The sequence below is a fragment of the Paenibacillus enshidis genome, assembly GCF_042136365.1.
In the GTDB taxonomy this organism is placed as follows: domain Bacteria; phylum Bacillota; class Bacilli; order Paenibacillales; family Paenibacillaceae; genus Paenibacillus; species Paenibacillus enshidis.
Genome location: NZ_JBHHMI010000011.1, coordinates 155,605 through 173,173, shown reverse-complemented (window position 1 = coordinate 173,173; position 17,569 = coordinate 155,605). Strand labels below are relative to the sequence as shown.

Sequence of the window (17,569 nt, the reverse complement as noted above, 5' to 3'; positions counted from 1 at the left end):
CACGCCGCCAGCGTTCGTCCTGAGCCAGGATCAAACTCTCCAATAAAGATCATCCAAAGAATGATCGTCCCTGCATTTCATTCGGTCCATCTCGTACAGAGCGGATGAATGAAATGCAGTCTATTGCAAAAGCGATTAAGCTCATTTGAATCTGACGAGATTAATATCTCATTTTCGCTCCACCATTTATTCTGTCATAGACACGAACCAAATGGCTTCGCGGATCGGTTTTACGATGTAAAACCTACTCACTCGTTGTTCAGTTTTCAAAGATCAAACTTCGTTTGTCGCTTCAGCTCATCGCGTCAGCAACTTTTATATCTTAGCACGCCTTATCCAACTTAGCAACCCCTATTTTTAAAAAAATCTGTCTTCTTTTCACCCTCCCATAATCTAACCGCTACAATTAATGAGGAGCTTTCACAACAAAAGCCCCTCTCTGATCCATATTATGCTTGATAAGCTACCGTACCGTTTACAATCGTCATAAGAACCTTCTGGCTCAGCAGTTCATCCGGGGGTGCTTCAAAAATGTTCTGCTTTATAACTGTAAAATCAGCAGCATACCCTTCAGAAATCTTCCCGCGCAGGTCCGCTTCACCCGCTGCAGTCGCGCTCCCCGTTGTAAACAAATGTAATGCTTCCCCTAAATCAAGCTTTTCTGCGGGCAGATAACCGTCATGGGTTTCTTCGGGCTTACAGCGGGTAACTGCTGCATGGATTCCAAGGAACGGATCCAGCGGCTCAATAGGAGCATCGCTCCCCCCTGCACAGGCAATACCGGCATCAAGCAGCTTCCTCCATGCATACAGATACCCGGTTCTACCAGGACCGACTCTTTCAAGCACCCACGGAAAATCACTCGCCACAAACCTCGGCTGAATATCCGCGGCCAATCTGAGACGAGCCATTCTTGCCACAAGTTCTTCATCCAGCACCTGAGCATGGATAAAGCGGTCAGGCAAACGCGCGGCCGAATCCAGCCGATGCTTTTCCATCGAGGTTAGAACCATATCGGCGGCCCCGTCTCCAATGGCATGTACTGCTATTGGAAATCCGGCCCCCCGTGCACGTGCAGTGATATCCTCCAGCTGCTCCTGAGTTAAAATCGCCATTCCCCTTGTTCCGGGCGCATCATGATATGGCTTGCGAAGCAGAGCGGTTCGACCTCCGATCGCTCCGTCGGCAAATAGCTTCACCGCCCCAACAGCCAGCCATTCATCAATTACACCAGCTCCAACCCCCAGTTTCTGAGCCTCCTCAAGGAACGGATAATAGATCAGTTGATGCGTTCTGAAGACGAGTCCTTCTTCACGCAGCTCCTTGTAGACACGAAACATCGTCTCGATACTGCCCAAAAAGCGAAGATCCTCGGTATGGGCCGCCGTCAGGCCGAGACGCAGCGCATCTTCACATGCCCGTTTAATGCTGGATTTTTTGACGGCATACTCAGGCTCCGGCTGAGCCCGGTTAAACGGCTGAGACGCTTCTTCATAAATCCAGCCGTTCAACCTTCCATGCTCATTCCGCCCATAGGCTCCAGACACCGGGTCAGGCGTATTCTCATCAACCCCCGCTCTCCGGAACGCTTCAGAATTACCAAGGAAGGCATGAAAGCAGGTACGGGTAAGAAAAACAGGATGTCTGTCCGTGACCGCATTCAATTCATGAATATCGGGAGCGACGGCAGGCTTGAACGCATTTTCGTTCCAATTCAGCCCCAGAATCCATTCTCCTGACGGAGTTATTTCCGCCCGCTTGCGCAGCATTTCCAGCATTTCCGCCTTGGATTTTGCTGTGGTAAAATCAAGCATTCCCAGCTTCATGCCATGCATGGAGAGATGCATATGCGAATCAACCAGCCCAGGCAGCACGTAAGCGCCTTCCCAATCAACAGTACGATAACTCCGGCCGCTGAGCTGCAGCTTCAGATCGTCTGTCTGTCCTATCGCAATGATTTTGCCGTTCTCAACGATAATCCCGTCTTCTTTGCCAAAGCCTGTCGGTACGGGAAAAGCAAGCTTGCCGTTTTTAAACAAGGTTAGACTCATAATAGATCACGCTCCGATTCCAAACGAACTCAATTGAATATCTGTACAGGAAATAAAATGTACGGTGTCGGGAAACCGCTCATGGGGAGCAGCAACCGCTGCCTTATAACCCGCTTCGATGCTGTATTGTTTAAAATATCGAAAAGGTGAATCCCACCCGTCGGTATGTATAACACCGCCAGCCTGACCGACAGAGAACGTTACTTTTTTTAATGGAAGGTTAAGTCCGCGGCCATCGGCTTTGGCAAAGCTTTCTTTTAAAGTCCACAATTCATAAAAAGAGTCCAAGCGCTCCTTTTCCGGACACTGCATCAACGCTGCAAACTCCTGCTCCGAAAAGCAAATACGCCCCACCTCCAAATCAATGGACCGCATTTCTTCAATATCCACACCTAACGGTTCGGCATCCATCGCACACAGCACCCATTTGCCAGCATGGGAAACATTGAACTGCAGCTCCGGACAGCCTTCTATGAAAGGCTTGCCATGCTGTGCTCGGGCAAAAACAACCTGATCGTTCGCCAGATTCAGCCGACTGCATGCCAGCCAGCGCACCAGCACCTCGCCTCCGAGCCCCCGCAAAGCATCTTCTTTCCGGTGAAATCTTTGAAGACGATTTCTTTTCTCGACAGGCACCCAGTTCAGCATTTGCTCATACCTTGCAGCCATAGCCTCTTCAGCTATATCCAACGCAAAAATTTCCATATAAGTCCCCCTTCTCTTCCGCTTTGTACATGACTATCTTAGCAAAAAAGCCGACTGGGCTTCTATCCCGGCAAGTTTCGGCGTACCCACAAGCGTATCATTTCTACATCAAGCCCGTATAAAATCTTCCCAGCATGCATGTATTTTTGAGCCTGATCCGTGAATTTATATCCCACCCTATCACATATCAGACCGTTCCCTGAATATACTTAATAACCAAAGAATCAGGTTGAATGCAGTGAAATCCATAAGGGGGTGCCTGACATGTCAGAATTACGCCAGCCGTCGTTTGTTGTGTCCCGCGAAGATTGGTCGCTGCATCGCAAAGGGTACCAGGATCAACAGCGCCACCATCAGAAGGTAAAAGAAGTCATCAAGCAGAATCTGCCTGATTTGATCACCGAAGAAAATATTATCATGTCCGACGGAAAACAAATCATCAAAGTTCCGATACGCAGTCTGGACGAATACCACATCATCTACAACTTTCAGAAGCAGAAGCATGTAGGTCAAGGAGATGGTGACAGCCAGGTCGGCGATGTCATCGCCAGAGATCCCGCTGCCAAGCAGCCGGGTAAAGGGGAGAAGGCCGGCGACCAGCCGGGTTATGATATTACGGAAGCCGAAATCAGTCTGGAGGAGCTCGAGGATATTCTTTTCCAGGAAATGGAGCTCCCGAATCTGAAGCGGAAAGATAAAGATGAAATGGAAGTTAAATCAATCGTTTTTAACGACATCCGCAAGAAGGGTATGCAATCCAATATCGACAAAAAACGCACCATCATGGAAAATCTGCGCCGCAATGCACGGCAGGGCACCCCGGGAATCCACCATATCAGCCCCGACGACCTTCGCTACAAAACCTGGGAGGATAAAATCGTGCATCAGTCCAACGCCGTCATCATTGCCATGATGGACACATCAGGTTCCATGGGCTCATTCGAGAAATATTGTGCGCGCAGCTTCTTTTTCTGGATGACCCGGTTTCTGCGGCGCCAGTATGAAAAAGTGGAGATTGTATTCCTCGCCCATCATACCGAGGCCAAAGAGGTTACCGAAGAAGAATTTTTTACCCGCGGCGAAAGCGGGGGCACGATCTGCTCTTCAGCCTACGTCAAAGCATTGGAAATTATCGACAAGCGCTACCCTTCATCAAGCTATAACATCTACCCTTTTCACTTCTCCGACGGAGATAACCTGACCTCGGATAACGAACGCTGCGTCAAGCTCATCGGCGAACTGGTGAAGCGGAGCAACCTGTTCGGCTACGGAGAAGTCAACCAGTATAACCGCAGCAGCACCCTGATGTCCGCCTACCGGCATATTAAAGCAGATCAGTTCATGTATTATGTCATCAAGGAAAAAGGCGAAGTATATAAGGCTCTGAAAGCCTTTTTCCGGAAAAGGGAAGAAAGTCCGGCCTAAAACCTTACGCGAGGAAGGCAGCTGCTTATCGGCAGCTGCTTCTTTGATTCACCTGCACATAGAAATTGTCATCGTCCTCATAAATCGGTTGTCCCCACATACAATGGGAAGAACCGTACTTCGACAAGCGGAGGGAATGCTATGACTCAAGATGAAATGGTCCTGCTGGAGCGGGCGATTGCAGAAATTACCGAGATTGCGGCAGGCTTTGGCCTTGATTTTTATCCGATGCGTTATGAAATTTGCCCGGCAGACATTATATACACGTTCGGGGCTTACGGCATGCCGACCCGTTTCAATCATTGGAGCTTCGGTAAAAACTTTCAGAAAATGAAGATGCAATATGACTTTGGACTCAGCAAAATTTATGAGCTTGTGATCAATTCCAACCCCTGCTATGCCTTTCTGCTGGAGGGCAATTCCCTGATTCAAAACAAGCTGATTGTTGCGCACGTGCTGGCCCACTGCGATTTTTTCAAAAACAACGCACGCTTCTCGGCATCCAATCGCAACATGGTGGAAAGCATGTCAGCCACAGCCGAGCGGATCAGCAGCTATGAGCTTGAATATGGCACCGAAACTGTAGAATCGTTCATCGATGCCGTGCTGGCGGTCCAGGAGCACGTCGATCCGCAGCTGTTCAAGCCGCGCCAACTGGATAAGCAGCGTTATCTTAAGCTCAAAATGCAGGAGCAGAAACAGGCGGCCAATGAATATCGTCCTCCCGGCAAATACGATGACCTCTGGGCTTTGGATGACCTGAACGAGCCAGCTTCCAAAACTAAGGAGACACAGATATTGCCTTTTCCACCCGAGCCCGAAAAGGATGTTGTCTGGTTCATTCAGGAATTCTCCGAAGTGCTTGAGGATTGGCAGCGGGACATCATGACCATGCTGCGCGATGAAATGCTGTACTTCTGGCCGCAAATGGAAACAAAAATTATGAATGAAGGCTGGGCCTCCTACTGGCATCAACGTATCATCCGTGAAATGGACCTTACCAGCGACGAGACGATTGAATTTGCGATGCTGAATGCCTCCGTGGTGCAGCCCTCCCGGCAAAGCCTCAACCCCTATTATCTCGGGCTGAAAATTTTTGAAGATATTGAACGGCGCTGGGACAATCCGACAGAGGAAGAGCAGGAGCGCAGCGGCCGGGTACCAAACCAGGGGCGTGCCAAAATATTTGAAGTGCGGGAGTTTGATTCCGACATCTCATTTATCCGCAACTACATGACGAAACAGCTGGTGGAGGATCTGGACTTATATGTATTCGAAAAACGGGGGCCGGATTGGAAAATCACGGATAAGTCTTGGGAAAATATCCGCGATCAGCTCGTTTTCTCCCGGGTTAACGGCGGAGTTCCCTACCTTGTTGTGCAGGATGGCGATTATATGCGGACTGGCGAGCTCGTTTTAAAGCATCACTATGAAGGTGTTGAGCTTGACCTTAAATATTTGGAGCGTACCCTTCCTTACCTTTACACTCTATGGGGGAGAACTGTGCATCTGGAAACCATGGTGGAAGACAAGAAAGCCATGTTCTCCTATGACGGCAGCAAGCATCACCGGAAGTTTTTATAACAGCCTTGAACATTCTTTCGTATTTTGCGAGACGCTCCGAGAACGAAGCATTCCTGCTATTTATACCGAAAAGAAATCGCAGGCTCCTGCTATTTCCGACTTAAAAAAGATCAAGAACAGGATACTCAAATCCCCCCTGTTCTTGACCTTTTGTACTTTCACGCCCATACGTACCATGCTGGTTGCGGGCATTTATACCGAATGGTCGGATAAACTGCCAATCGGCAGAGTATATGGCTTCCGTTCACGATAAATCGTTAATTGCTGATAACCTGCTTCAAGGGCGGCATTCGCGGCTTCATCCAGCAGCCTTCCGATATCATCGGGGAAGTGGGAATCCGAGGACAAGGTAATAGGCACGCCCAGTTCAGCAAGAACAGATAAAAACAACGGACTTGGGCAGCTTTCCGCTACTGGATATCGATAGGCCAATCCTGTATTGATCTCAGTCCCTACACCACTGCGAATCATTTCTTCTGCCACCTCGCGGTAATATGGAAGCAGAATCGCTTCATCTGCCGGACGGAAATTGAATACTTTGAGATTGTCGGGATGGGCAATAAATTCAAACAGCCCTGATCTGCAGGCTCCCTTCAGTAGCTCGAAATAGCGGCCATATGTCTCCAGCACGTCCAATTGAGCAAAGCGTTCCCGTGTATCCGGATTGTCAAACCCCCATCCATCCATATAATGGACAGAGCCAATGACATAATCCCAGCCATAACCTGATAGCAAACGTTCGAGCTCAGCCTCCCCGCCGCCGAAATAATCCGCTTCTATTCCAAGCAGCAGATCAGGACGATCTTTCTTGGCTTCCGTCACAAATGAAACAAACTCATCGAGAGACGCGACACACACCTGATCCAGCCATTGTCTCTGAATCAGACCGACCGGGCTCTCGTCCAGCAGCAAATGCCTTTCATAATAGGATCTGCATTCACGAAACCGATAGAGATGATCCACGACTCCAAATACAGAGATGCCCTTGGCTCGTCCCGCAGTCAGGTAACGGTCCAGCCAATCGTTACTGAAGCAGCCCTGGCGCATCCGGTCACTCAACTGTCCGGTCAATTGCCCAGCCCATTCAAGAGAATGATGCCCTTCCTTGCCGGACGAGCGGCTCGTATTCCTCAGCGCGTCCAGTGTTCGTGACAGCCAGCGATGCGAATAGGGCCCTTCTTCCAGATGAAAATGCAAATCTACCTTCAATGCGCTGCACTCCCCGCTTTTAAAATTACCGTCGCTCGGATACTGTCCATAGAGCGCATAGCCGGTGAAGGTTCCAGACCAAGATATTGGCAAATCAGCGGTGCCATGGCAAGCTGGGGCAGCGGTTGCCCTTCCTCAAGCTGAACGGGAATCTCAACGTTCATATATAGCGGGACAAGCCGCTCCTCCACTGCTGTTCCCCCATGCTGGCCGCTCGCGTTCATCCCGTGGTCGGCTGTGACAATGACACGGTAGCCCTGCGTTAACCATCCAGGAACCAGAACCGCCAGCAGCCCATCAGCCGCTCTGACGGCAGCCTCATATTCCTTGCTGTCACCGCCGTACCGATGCCCTGCGTCATCTATATTCATCGAGTGTATATATAGAAAGTCAGGGCTATGGTGGACACGCAAATGCTCCGCATCCGCGAACAGGTGGCTGTCCGGATAATGATCCTCGAAATAGAAAATGCCATGCTGAATCGGCTTGCTCACATCGTGCTGCTGGCGATCTGTCAGCGGATTGAACGGAGCAGAGTTATATAGCTCGCTTACCCAATGATAGGCGGCCGCTGCTGTAGTCAGATTCGCCTCCGCAGCCAGATGGAAGACACTTTTCTCCTTGCTCAGCCGGGCCATCGAATTCGTAGTTACTCCATTTTTATATGCCGCAACGCCTGTCAGCAGCACTTCATACAACGGCCGGGACAGACTCGGCAATTCGGACCACACCTGATGACAGGCCAGCTCGCCCTGCTCAACCAGATGCTCCATAAAGCCCATATACTTTCTGGCTGCGTCGTATCGCAAGCCGTCGAGCACTACCACGATACATCTATTTTCTGAATACGTCACGTTCTCCACCTCTCATTTCGCTTCAATCCATTGCAAATGACGGGACTTGATCAGTTGAAGCCATTCTTTCGGCGGGGGCACATTGCTGACCACGGTATGCACTTTGCGGATCGGCGCAATTTCCGCAAACGCCTCCCGGCCGATTTTCGAGTCATCCGCGAGCACAATGGTTTGCCCGGCATTTTCCATCATCAGACGGGACATGCCTGTTTCCCCGATATCGTAGTCGCTGATTCCCCGCTTCACCGATATTCCTCCTATGGAAATAAACGCTTTATCCACACGAAACCGGGACAAGGTCTGCTCGGCTACAGAACCTGACATGGATTGTTGCTCAGGATTCAAGTCTCCACCGATCACGATGATTTTCCCTGAAAAACGTCCGGAGTTTAGAGATTCCATTAAGTAGTAAGCCACAGCGATGGAATTGGTCAGCACCGTGAGCCGCTCACGGTCGGAAATAGCCTTGGCCAGCTCCAGCGCAGTCGTTCCAACGTCAATGACAATCGTATCGCCGGATGCAATCAATTCAGCGGCCTTGCGGCCTATTCTCTCTTTTTCCTCCGCCTTTACCATTTGACGCTGCAGATAAGGAGGCTCATAAGCGCTTGACTTGACGGTAATCGCCCCGCCATACACCCGCTTCACAAGACCTTCCCTTTCCAGCAGAAGCAAATCGCGCCGCACCGTTTCCTCTGAAACCTCACACTGTGCAGACAGCTCCGCTACTTTTACCTGTCCTTCCAGTTTTAGCTGCTCCAGAATGAATCTTTTTCGCTCCTCCGACAAAATTGACATTCATCAGGCACCTTCCTTCTCCAGCTCCAATAAGTATGAGGGGTCAAGGCTGATGCGTACTCGCTCTCCTTCCCCAACCTGCAGTGAACGCCCGTCGTTTAACTGATCAATCGTCAAACGGACTTCCGCCGCATCTACGGTGTAGCGTAAAATGTTCCCCAGAATAGAAACGGTGTCCACCCTTCCTTCAACAACCTTCTTCTCTACTCCCGTCTCCCGGTCTGTCGGCAGTAGGGTAATCGCTTCAGGACGAATAGCAAAGCTGTCTCCCGCTGTTTTCAGCCCGCCGAAGAGACGGATGGCCTCACCACGGGTAAGCAGGTTGTAGCTGCCCATGAAACGGGCGACAAATTCCGTTTTAGGCCGGGTATATAATGTTTCTGGCGTACCTTCCTGTACGATGCGGCCTTGATTCATCACACATACCCGGTCCGACATCATCAGCGCTTCCTCCTGATCATGTGTAACGAAGATCGTCGTCATGTTAAAACGCTGCTGAATGTCCCGAATTTCCGTACGCAAGCTTTTGCGGATTTTGGCATCCAAAGCGCTGAGCGGTTCATCAAGCAGCAATACTTTGGGCTGAATGGCCAAGGAGCGTGCCAATGCGACACGCTGCTGTTGGCCACCGGACAACTGCTGGGGATACGAGTCCCGTTTCTCTTCCAGATCGACAACCGCCAGCAGTTCATCGGAGCGCTTGCGCCTCGCTTCCTTCGAAGCTCCCCGCATCTTCATGCCATATTCAATATTTTCTTTTACCGTCAGGTTCGGAAATAACGCATAGGACTGGAAGACCATGCCCACCTCCCGGTTCCGTGGGGGCAGCTTGCCGATGTTTTTGTTGTCCAGGATAATGCTTCCTTCATCAATCTCGGTAAGACCGGCAATACATCGCAGCAGGGTGCTTTTGCCACAACCCGACGGACCAAGCAGCGTCACCAGCTCACCTTCACGGATTTGCAAATTCACCTGATCCAGCACCCGGGTTTCTCCGAACATTTTGCGAATCCCCCGCAAGTCCAAATATGCACTCATGCCTCTGACCCTCCATTCATTCGCTTGCCCAGCTTCATAAACACCGTGGACAAGATGAAAATGAAAATAAAATATGAAATTGCAATTGCGCTCGCCAAATGCCCGCTTGAATTCATTCGTTCAACCAGATAAATCTGCACGGTCTTGATATGTCCGCCCACCAGCATATTGGTCAGTACAAATTCTCCGAACAATACAGAGAACGATAATAGGGTGGAGACAAGCACACCTGGCCATATATTGGGGATGATCACACTTCGGAACGCATTGATCGTGCTTGCTCCCAGCAATTCGGCCGCATTTAACAGCTCCACCGCCGATACGGTAAGCAGGCTGTTGCGAATACCCTGATACATATAAGGAAGAATGGCAATAAAATACGCTCCGATGAGCAAATAGACGGTACCTGAAATATTAAACGGCCCGCTGGAGTAAGCACGAATCAGGCCAACTGCCGCCACGACGCCGGGTACTGCATAAGGAAGCACGACAATGCCTTTCATCAGCACTTCCCATTTCGGAAAATAGACGGTAATGATAAAAACCGCCGGCAGCATAATGAACAGGCTTAAAGCTACACTGATCAGACATAAATACAAGGAGGTCCACAAAGACTCAAGAAACTGCAAATCCTTGAACATCTCGCCAAACCATGCCAGCGTCCATTGGTCGGGAAGCAGACTGTCCTGCCAATTCAGGGCAAAGGCGTACAGTCCGGTTACCGCCAAGGGCAGCAGCAAATAAATCATCAGAAGCAGCATGAAAAACCGGTTGATCCATCCTGTCTTGGAGCCCGTCATGATCCCGCCTCCCCCTTTGTATTTTTCCAGAACAGCGTTCGCGGGCTTCCGGGTTTCCGTTTTCGCAGCGGCCTCTCCGCCCTTGCGGAGCTGAACGCTTCCGTGCGTTTAGCCATTCTCGAATTGAGGAAAACGGCCAGAAACGTAGTTAAGGCAAGTACGACAGCCAAGGCGCTTCCCAGCTCCGGCTGGTTGACCACATCCCCGGCAATCAGGGAGCTGATGCGGGTCGCCAGCAAATTATAGTTGCCTCCGACAAGCGCATAGGCGGTGGCGTAAGCGCCCATCGAGTTTGCGAACAAAATACCCATCGTTCCAAAAATAGACGGTGCCAGCACAGGCAGGCCGATCGTTCTCCAGAACTGCCACGGGCTTGCTCCAAGCAGGGAAGCCGCCTCCTTCCACTGATCGCGGATTCCATAGAAGGACGGGTATAATAGCAAAAGTGAAAGCGGCACCTGAAAGTACACATAGACAAGGGCAAGCCCTGTCCAGCTGTACAGGTTGAAATCCTCAAATACGCTCCAGCCCCACTGCTGGAATAACAGCGTAAATATTCCGTTATTCCCGAGCAAAATAATATAGGCGAAGGCCAGCGGTATGCCGGAAAAATTGGATGTCATGTTGGAAACCATAAGCAGCCGGTCCCGTATGGCCGGAGCAAAGCGCGTTACCGAGTACGCGCTGATTAATCCGATGATGATACCGGCAAGGGTAGAATATACGGAAATCAGTATGCTATTTTTAATGGCCTGCAAATAATAGGAGCTTTTAAAAATAGTAACGTACTGGATAAACGTAATACCTGACTGGCCTTTTTCCCGCAAGCTTCCTGTCACCATCAACAATAACGGCACAAGCTGAAACGCCGCTATCATCAACGCAAAAGGCAGCAGTCCGAGCGCAAGCCAGCGGATGTTTTGTTTCACGCCTCCCACTCTCCCTACCTTGAAAATAAAGCGGAACGCCTTCTACGGCATCAAGAAGACGTCCCTTAACATAAACGACAGTTTGTCCTGAATCAGTTCATGTGCACCAGCACGCGTTCCTGCCACAGCTGAGGAAGCGTCTTCGCAGTTTCTTCCCATACTTTGTAGTCATTTATAGGCTTAACATTTTTGTATTCGTCGACAGGCAGCAGCTTGGCAGCCACATCTTCAGGCAGTTGAACATTGTCGCGGATCGGTCTGGCATAACCTTTCGCCAAATTGATCTGCCCTTCATCGCTCAGAATATATTCGCGGGCCAGCTTGGCCGCGTTCGGATGGGGAGCCCATTTATTGATAATGGTCGCATAACCGCTCATGACGCTGCCTTCCGCAGGAATAACAACGTCAAATTGATCCTTGTTAATCGCATCTCTATCGTTCAGGTTGTTAAAGTCCCAGGCAATCATCACTTCCACTTCGCCTTTTTCGATATTGGCGCGGGAGCCCTCAGCGTTGGACAGGCGTCCCTGCTTGGCAAGCTCTTCAAAATAGGCGATCCCCGGTTCAATATTCGACTCATCGCCACCGTAAGCAATCGCTGCCGCCAATACGGCCATTTGCGCCTGAGCTGCTTTGGTAACGTCTCCCACGATGATTTTATAATTACCGTTTTTCATGTCCTCCCAGCTTTGCGGAGGGTTTTGCACCTTGTTCTTATTGGTAAGAAAAGAAATCGTGCCTGTGTAGCCAATGATCCAATGACCATCCTTGTCCTTGGCCCAGTCAGGAATCTCGTCCCAGTAAGATGTTTTGTACGGCTGAGTGACTCCCTGTTCAAGCGCCACCGGCGCAAATGCGCTGCCTACATCACCGATATCTGCGGTCGGCTTTTCCTTCTCGGCTTCGAATTTGGCAATTTCCTCAGCACTGGACATATCCGTATCTGTGTGGGAAATGCCATACTTTGTATTCAGTTGATCCCAGGTGTCCTTCCAGTTCGCCCATGTATCCGGCATGCCGACGCTGACGACTGTACCTTCTTTTTTAGCATTCGCCTCAATTTGCTCAAGTGTAAGCTGCTCCGTCTCCGCAGCCGCTTCAGAGCCGGACGACTGATCTTGCGCCCCGGCACAAGCAGCAAGCAGCATCACACCTAAGCAGAGCACCATTCCAACAGACAAATACTTCCTGAATGAAAGTTTCATCGTTTCTTCCCCTCCAATTTTGTTGTTTGTTGTGGATTATGATCTAATTGTTGTGGTTTTCATGATTCAACTATAATTCTCTATTATTTAGGCAGCATTATATGAACTGAATTGTTTTGTAAAAAATCGAGAATTGTTCTGCCGACCGGAGCATTTCTTTCGTGTGTTGTGAGAGGCTCCGTGCATAACCATACTTAAAGCACAAGCGATAAAAAGAACCCGCCAATTTTTTGCGGTTTTTGATTTGGCGGTAAAAAAATAGATCGAGAACAGGGCAAGCTGCCCGTTGTTCTCGATCTATTTCTTTTTGTCTCTGGTGCCTGTTTCGGCACCTTATGGTGCTCTATGGTTAGCTAAGGCTAGATGCTGATATGGTATAATTTACAATTTATTAGATACCAGACAGGATCGCACCACCCTCGACTTGAAGCACGGACCCGGTTGTGTATGTGTTTTTCGCCAAGTACACGTATGCCTCGGCGATCTCTTCGGGTTTTGCAACATGCTGTAGTAAAAGGGACTGGGCAGCCTTCTGGAACATTACTGTACGACTTTCGGCGTCCATTCCACTGAAGACAGGTGTATCCACCACTCCTGGCGACACAGCGTTGACACGTATCGGCGCCAAATCCATCGCGAGAGTGCGGACAAGGCCCTCAATGGCTGAGTTTAGTGCAACCACCGTCGAAGCGCCCTTTACAGGTCGTGCGGCAAAAGCACCGGAAGTCAGCGTGATCGACCCGGACTGCCTGATGAAAGGCAAAGCGGCTTTCACGGTTGCATATTGTCCCCAGAACTTGCTGTCAAACTCAGCCCTCGCAACATCGATTCCCAAAGAACCAAAGGGGCCAGGGGAAGTCGCGTCCCCGGCAGCAGTAACAACGAGGTGATCGAAGTCACCGATCTTTTCAAAGAACTGTTTCATCTGGCTTTCATCCTGAAAATCCAGGGCATACCCTTGTGCTGTCCCGATCTCCTTCACTGCCGCGTCCACTTTCTCTTGTGAGCGACTGGCAACGATGACCTGAGCACCTTGAAAAAGAAATAATTTAGCAGTCGCCAAACCAATGCCCGAAGTACCACCTACGATGACGGCTCGATGATTTTGCAATGACATGTTCATACCTCCAGAATAGAGTGATTTTTATAAAACGGAACAATTACTCCGTTTATTATACGGAATACAAACTCCGTTTGTCAATTTAGTGTATAATGGGTTTGTGTGAGGAGGACATTCATATGCCAAAAAAAAAGCCTTCGCAAGCTCAAGAAGATAAGGGTTTAAATTCAATCGGTACAGTTACAGCGGGAAAATCATTACGAGCGGACGCCAGACGAAACAGAGAGCGTATACTCGACGTTGCAACAAAAGTCTTCGCCACCGAGGGGTTGGAGGTTCCAATAGATGAAATTGCCAATCGTGCAGGGATGGGGATTGGAACGGTGTACCGTCACTTTCCGACGAAAGAAGAGTTAATTGAAGCTGTGGTTTTCAGTTTTAAGCAACGTCTCATCAAGAAAGCAAGGGAGATGCTCGAGCAGGACGATCCAGGTCAGGCTTTTTTTAACTTTCTGTCGTTAATTGTGAGAGAAGGCACGGGAAACAAAGCGCTGATCGCCGCTCTGGCCCGTTCTGGTGCAGACATTCATCGTCCGCTCTCTGGCATCTCCCTGGATTTTCAAAATGCAATAGGGGAGCTACTGAATTGCGCGCAGCAAGCGGGTTCAGTTCGCAATGACATTCAAGTAACCGATATAACAGCTATTCTATTCGGTGTTATGCGGACTCTTGAATACAACGATGATTCCGGATTATCAGAGCGTATCCTGTCGGTTGTATGCGACGGGTTACGTGGCCGTTGCTGAATTGACTAATGAAGCAACAAGAAGAAATCGCAGCATATTGGCGATTTCTTCTTGTCTTTTTAAAGTAGCTGGATGCTCAAAGCAGCGTAGAGAACGAAGCAATTCCAGAAAAGCGGAGCGGTCGCCTTTGGCCCGGAGGGTCAACAGCGATGGGAGGAATGCTTCGTTCTCGGAGCGTCTCACAGTGCTCGTTCACCGGTTAAGCAGGCTCCCCACATAACGCAGCAGGTCATTGGCGCTGGTGGCCGTATAGCCGTGCTCCTCCACGAGTCTTTTAATCACTTCATTCATGCGCTTTAACTGATCTGCATCAGGCGTCTTGGTTGAAGTTGTGATCTTCACAATATCTTTCAAATCCGCAAACAGCTTTTTCTCAATCGCCTCGCGCAGCCTGTCATGATTATGGTACTCGAATTTTCTCCCCTTCCGGGAGTACGCCGAGATCCGGATCAGAATTTCCTCACGGAACGCTTTTTTGGCATTTTCGGACACACCGATCTGCTCCTCGATGGAACGCATTAACCGCTCATCCGGGTCCATCTCCTCATCCGTGAGCGGATCGCGGATTTTCGTCCAATTGCAGAACGCCTCGATATTATCCAGATAGTTCTCAAACAAGGTTCTGGCCGATTCCTCGAAAGAATAAACAAACGCCTTCTGCACTTCTTTTTTGGCCAGCTCGTCGTATTCCTTGCGCGCGATGGAGATGAAATTCAGGTAACGCTCTCTCTCATCCTTCGTAATGGAGGCGTGCTGATCCAGTCCATCCTTAATGGCCCGCAAAATATCAAGCGCATTGATGCATTCCAGATCCTGCTTGATCAGGGCGCTGGAAATCCGGTTGATGACATAACGCGGATCGACACCGGACATGCCCTCCTCCAGAAACTCATTCTGCATTTCCTTCAGATCGGCATCCTTATAACCCTCGACCTCCTGCCCGTCATACATGCGCATTTTTTTGACCAGATCCATGCCCTGCTTTTTGCTCTCCTTGAGGCGTGTCAATATGGAGAAGATCGCAGCCGCCCTGAGCGCATGCGGTGCGATGTGCACATGCTTCATATCGCTTTGCTGAATAAGCTTGTGGTAAATCTTCTCTTCCTCGGAGACATTCAGATTGTACGGGACCGGCATGACAATCATCCGGGACTGCAAGGCCTCGTTTTTCTTGTTTGCGATGAACGATTTGTACTCCGCTTCATTCGTGTGCGCGATTATAAGCTCATCGGCACTGATCAGTGCAAACCGTCCTGCCTTGAAGTTGCCCTCCTGGGTCAGGGACAGCAGGTTCCACAGAAACTTCTCGTCACATTTGAGCATCTCCTGGAACTCCATCAATCCGCGGTTCGCTTTGTTCAATTCTCCGTCAAAACGATAGGCGCGCGGGTCGGATTCCGAACCGTATTCCGTAATGGTTGAAAAGTCGATACTGCCGGTTAGATCGGCAATATCCTGGGATTTCGGATCCGAGGGGCTGAACGTTCCGATACCGACGCGGTTGTCCTCGGAAATGAGCACTCTTTTGACCTTTACGTTCTCAATGTTGCCGTCATACTCCGTCCGTAGCCTCATTTGACAAGAAGGGCACAGATTCCCCTCGATGCGCACCCCCAATTCTTGCTCCACCTCCGGCCGCAGCTCATGAGGAATGAGATGCAGGGGCTCCTCATGCATGGGGCAGCCATCTATGGCATAAACAGCTCCTTTATCGGTGCGGGAAAACTGCTCAAGCCCGCGTTTCAGCATGGCAACGAGCGTTGATTTGCCACCGCTGACCGGCCCCATAAGCAGCAAAATGCGCTTGCGGACGTCCAGCCGTTTGGCCGCGGAATGAAAATATTCCTCCACCAGCTTTTCAACGGCCCTGTCCAGACCGAAAAGCTCCTGTTCAAAAAACTTGTATCCCTTGTATGGTCCGGAACTGTCCACCCCATAGGATTTGATCATTTCATATACCCGGGCATGGGCGGTCATCGCAGGGGTGGGGTCCTTGCTGAGAATTTCGATGTAATCCCGAAAAGTACCGGCCCAGGCGAGCCGTTCGCTCTCCGCCTGATATTGCGCAACTCGCTCAAAAATCTTCATGTCGTACCTCCCATGGCTTCCTTAATCATGTTCCCGACAACCGGACTGTAAAAGTTCGATCTTTTCAAGGCAAAAGTGTAATACATACGTATGCGCCCGGACAGGAATGTTGACCTTTTTTTTACTTGTTACCCCGATTTATAAACCGGCTGCGGCAGGAACAAACGGCTCCTGTGCTATAATGAACCATTAGTAGACAGCATTAAAGGAGCGGGCAGAAATGGCAGTCAGGCAGGAAACGGAATTGTATGCGCCGGTTAAAGCATTTTTCGAAGCCAGGGGATATGAGATCAAGGGTGAAGTAAGAAACTGCGATCTGGTAGGGATGAAGCAGGGCCAGCAGGAGCCGCTGATCGTAGAGATGAAAAAAACGTTTAACCTTGCCCTGCTGCTGCAGGGGATACAGCGTTTGAAGCTGAGCAGCGAAGTGTATGTTGCCGTGGAGCGCAACCGCAGCAAGAAAGGCGCGGTGAACCAGCGCTGGAACGAGCTTGTTGATTTGTGCCGCAGGCTTGGCATCGGGCTGATTACGGTAACGCATTATAAAACAAAAGCGCCGCTGGTGGAGGTGCTGTGCGCTCCCAATGCAGCGGCCGTGAAGCCCGCCCCCAGAATCGGCTCCCGCAGGGATCGGTTGCTGCGGGAGTTCAATGCGCGCAGCGGGGACTATAATGTGGGCGGAAGCACCCGCCAGAAGCTGGTCACCGCTTACCGTGAGAAGGCGCTGCGTGTCGCAGCCTCACTGGCTGCGCTGGGGGAGGCCTCCCCCGCGCAGCTTGCCCGGGCCTCTGCCGTCAGCAGCGCCGCGTCGATCTTACAGCAGAATTATTATGGCTGGTTCCGGCGCATCGTGCGCGGAAGATATGCATTGACACCATTCGGGCAAGCGGCCCTTACCGAATATGCCGCTGTGCTCAAGGACCATGCGGCGGCTGTGGACTGGCAGACGGCCGACCGGGTCGCGGAACCGGCTGCGGGAATGTCTGAAGGAGCGAGCCCGGACCTAGCGGAGTAAAT

General features: G+C 50.4%; 15 protein-coding genes. 4 read left to right on the top strand and 11 right to left on the bottom strand.

All coding sequences use genetic code 11. The features are described 5' to 3' along the window. Positions 1 to 449: 449 nt before the first annotated feature. Positions 450 to 2,051, bottom strand: coding sequence for an amidohydrolase (locus ACE41H_RS14670; RefSeq protein ID WP_375356073.1), 1,602 nt, complete (start codon positions 2,049 to 2,051; stop codon positions 450 to 452). 6 nt (positions 2,052 to 2,057) lie between these two features. Then, positions 2,058 to 2,756 carry a 4'-phosphopantetheinyl transferase family protein gene (locus ACE41H_RS14665; protein WP_375356072.1) on the bottom strand — a complete coding sequence of 233 codons (699 nt, stop codon included), beginning with the start codon at positions 2,754 to 2,756 and terminating at the stop codon, positions 2,058 to 2,060. A 264-nt stretch (positions 2,757 to 3,020) separates the two neighbouring features. Here ACE41H_RS14665 and yhbH point away from each other — a divergent pair, with 264 nt between their 5' ends. Both yhbH and ACE41H_RS14655 read left to right on the top strand, forming a co-directional pair. Continuing rightward, positions 3,021 to 4,181 carry a sporulation protein YhbH gene (gene yhbH / locus ACE41H_RS14660; protein WP_375356071.1) on the top strand — a complete coding sequence of 387 codons (1,161 nt, stop codon included), beginning with the start codon at positions 3,021 to 3,023 and terminating at the stop codon, positions 4,179 to 4,181. A 141-nt stretch (positions 4,182 to 4,322) separates the two neighbouring features. Then, positions 4,323 to 5,765: a SpoVR family protein gene (locus tag ACE41H_RS14655; RefSeq protein ID WP_375356070.1), complete on the top strand. Its 1,443-nt coding sequence runs from the start codon at positions 4,323 to 4,325 to the stop codon at positions 5,763 to 5,765. A gap of 192 nt (positions 5,766 to 5,957) precedes the next feature. Here the strand turns inward: ACE41H_RS14655 and ACE41H_RS14650 are convergent, their stop codons facing one another. The 8 genes from ACE41H_RS14650 to ACE41H_RS14615 all read right to left on the bottom strand — a co-directional run bounded on the left by ACE41H_RS14650 (position 5,958) and on the right by ACE41H_RS14615 (position 13,715). Next, positions 5,958 to 6,974 carry a PHP domain-containing protein gene (locus tag ACE41H_RS14650; protein ID WP_375356069.1) on the bottom strand — a complete coding sequence of 339 codons (1,017 nt, stop codon included), beginning with the start codon at positions 6,972 to 6,974 and terminating at the stop codon, positions 5,958 to 5,960. Next, positions 6,971 to 7,828, bottom strand: a complete 858-nt coding sequence (locus ACE41H_RS14645) for an alkaline phosphatase family protein (RefSeq protein ID WP_375356067.1) — start codon at positions 7,826 to 7,828, stop codon at positions 6,971 to 6,973. Before ACE41H_RS14645 ends, ACE41H_RS14650 begins: the two co-directional genes overlap by 4 nt. Positions 7,829 to 7,840: 12 nt before the next feature. Beyond that, positions 7,841 to 8,626: a DeoR/GlpR family DNA-binding transcription regulator gene (locus ACE41H_RS14640; protein ID WP_375356066.1), complete on the bottom strand. Its 786-nt coding sequence runs from the start codon at positions 8,624 to 8,626 to the stop codon at positions 7,841 to 7,843. Positions 8,627 to 8,629: 3 nt separating this feature from the next. Beyond that, positions 8,630 to 9,664 carry an ABC transporter ATP-binding protein gene (locus tag ACE41H_RS14635; protein ID WP_375356065.1) on the bottom strand — a complete coding sequence of 345 codons (1,035 nt, stop codon included), beginning with the start codon at positions 9,662 to 9,664 and terminating at the stop codon, positions 8,630 to 8,632. After that, positions 9,661 to 10,464, bottom strand: a complete 804-nt coding sequence (locus tag ACE41H_RS14630) for an ABC transporter permease (protein ID WP_375356063.1) — start codon at positions 10,462 to 10,464, stop codon at positions 9,661 to 9,663. Before ACE41H_RS14630 ends, ACE41H_RS14635 begins: the two co-directional genes overlap by 4 nt. Then, positions 10,461 to 11,393 (bottom strand): ABC transporter permease, encoded by a 933-nt coding sequence (locus ACE41H_RS14625; protein WP_375356061.1) that lies wholly within the window; start codon positions 11,391 to 11,393, stop codon positions 10,461 to 10,463. The genes ACE41H_RS14630 and ACE41H_RS14625 overlap by 4 nt, the downstream gene beginning before the upstream one ends. A gap of 92 nt (positions 11,394 to 11,485) precedes the next feature. After that, entirely contained in the window at positions 11,486 to 12,598 is a 1,113-nt protein-coding gene (locus ACE41H_RS14620) for an ABC transporter substrate-binding protein (RefSeq protein ID WP_375356060.1), read from the bottom strand. Positions 12,599 to 12,989: 391 nt separating this feature from the next. Continuing rightward, positions 12,990 to 13,715: an SDR family oxidoreductase gene (locus ACE41H_RS14615; RefSeq protein WP_375356059.1), complete on the bottom strand. Its 726-nt coding sequence runs from the start codon at positions 13,713 to 13,715 to the stop codon at positions 12,990 to 12,992. Positions 13,716 to 13,837: 122 nt separating this feature from the next. On the opposite strand from ACE41H_RS14615, the gene ACE41H_RS14610 reads away from it, so the two are divergent. Further along, on the top strand, positions 13,838 to 14,464 hold the full coding sequence (locus tag ACE41H_RS14610) for a TetR/AcrR family transcriptional regulator (protein WP_375356058.1): 627 nt from the start codon (positions 13,838 to 13,840) through the stop codon (positions 14,462 to 14,464). 192 nt (positions 14,465 to 14,656) lie between these two features. On the opposite strand, the gene prkA is transcribed toward ACE41H_RS14610, so the two are convergent. Next, positions 14,657 to 16,552: an ATP-dependent protease PrkA gene (gene prkA / locus ACE41H_RS14605; protein ID WP_375356057.1), complete on the bottom strand. Its 1,896-nt coding sequence runs from the start codon at positions 16,550 to 16,552 to the stop codon at positions 14,657 to 14,659. Between the two features lie 220 nt (positions 16,553 to 16,772). Here prkA and ACE41H_RS14600 point away from each other — a divergent pair, with 220 nt between their 5' ends. After that, entirely contained in the window at positions 16,773 to 17,567 is a 795-nt protein-coding gene (locus ACE41H_RS14600; RefSeq protein ID WP_375356055.1) for a DUF2161 domain-containing phosphodiesterase, read from the top strand. Positions 17,568 to 17,569: the final 2 nt, after the last annotated feature.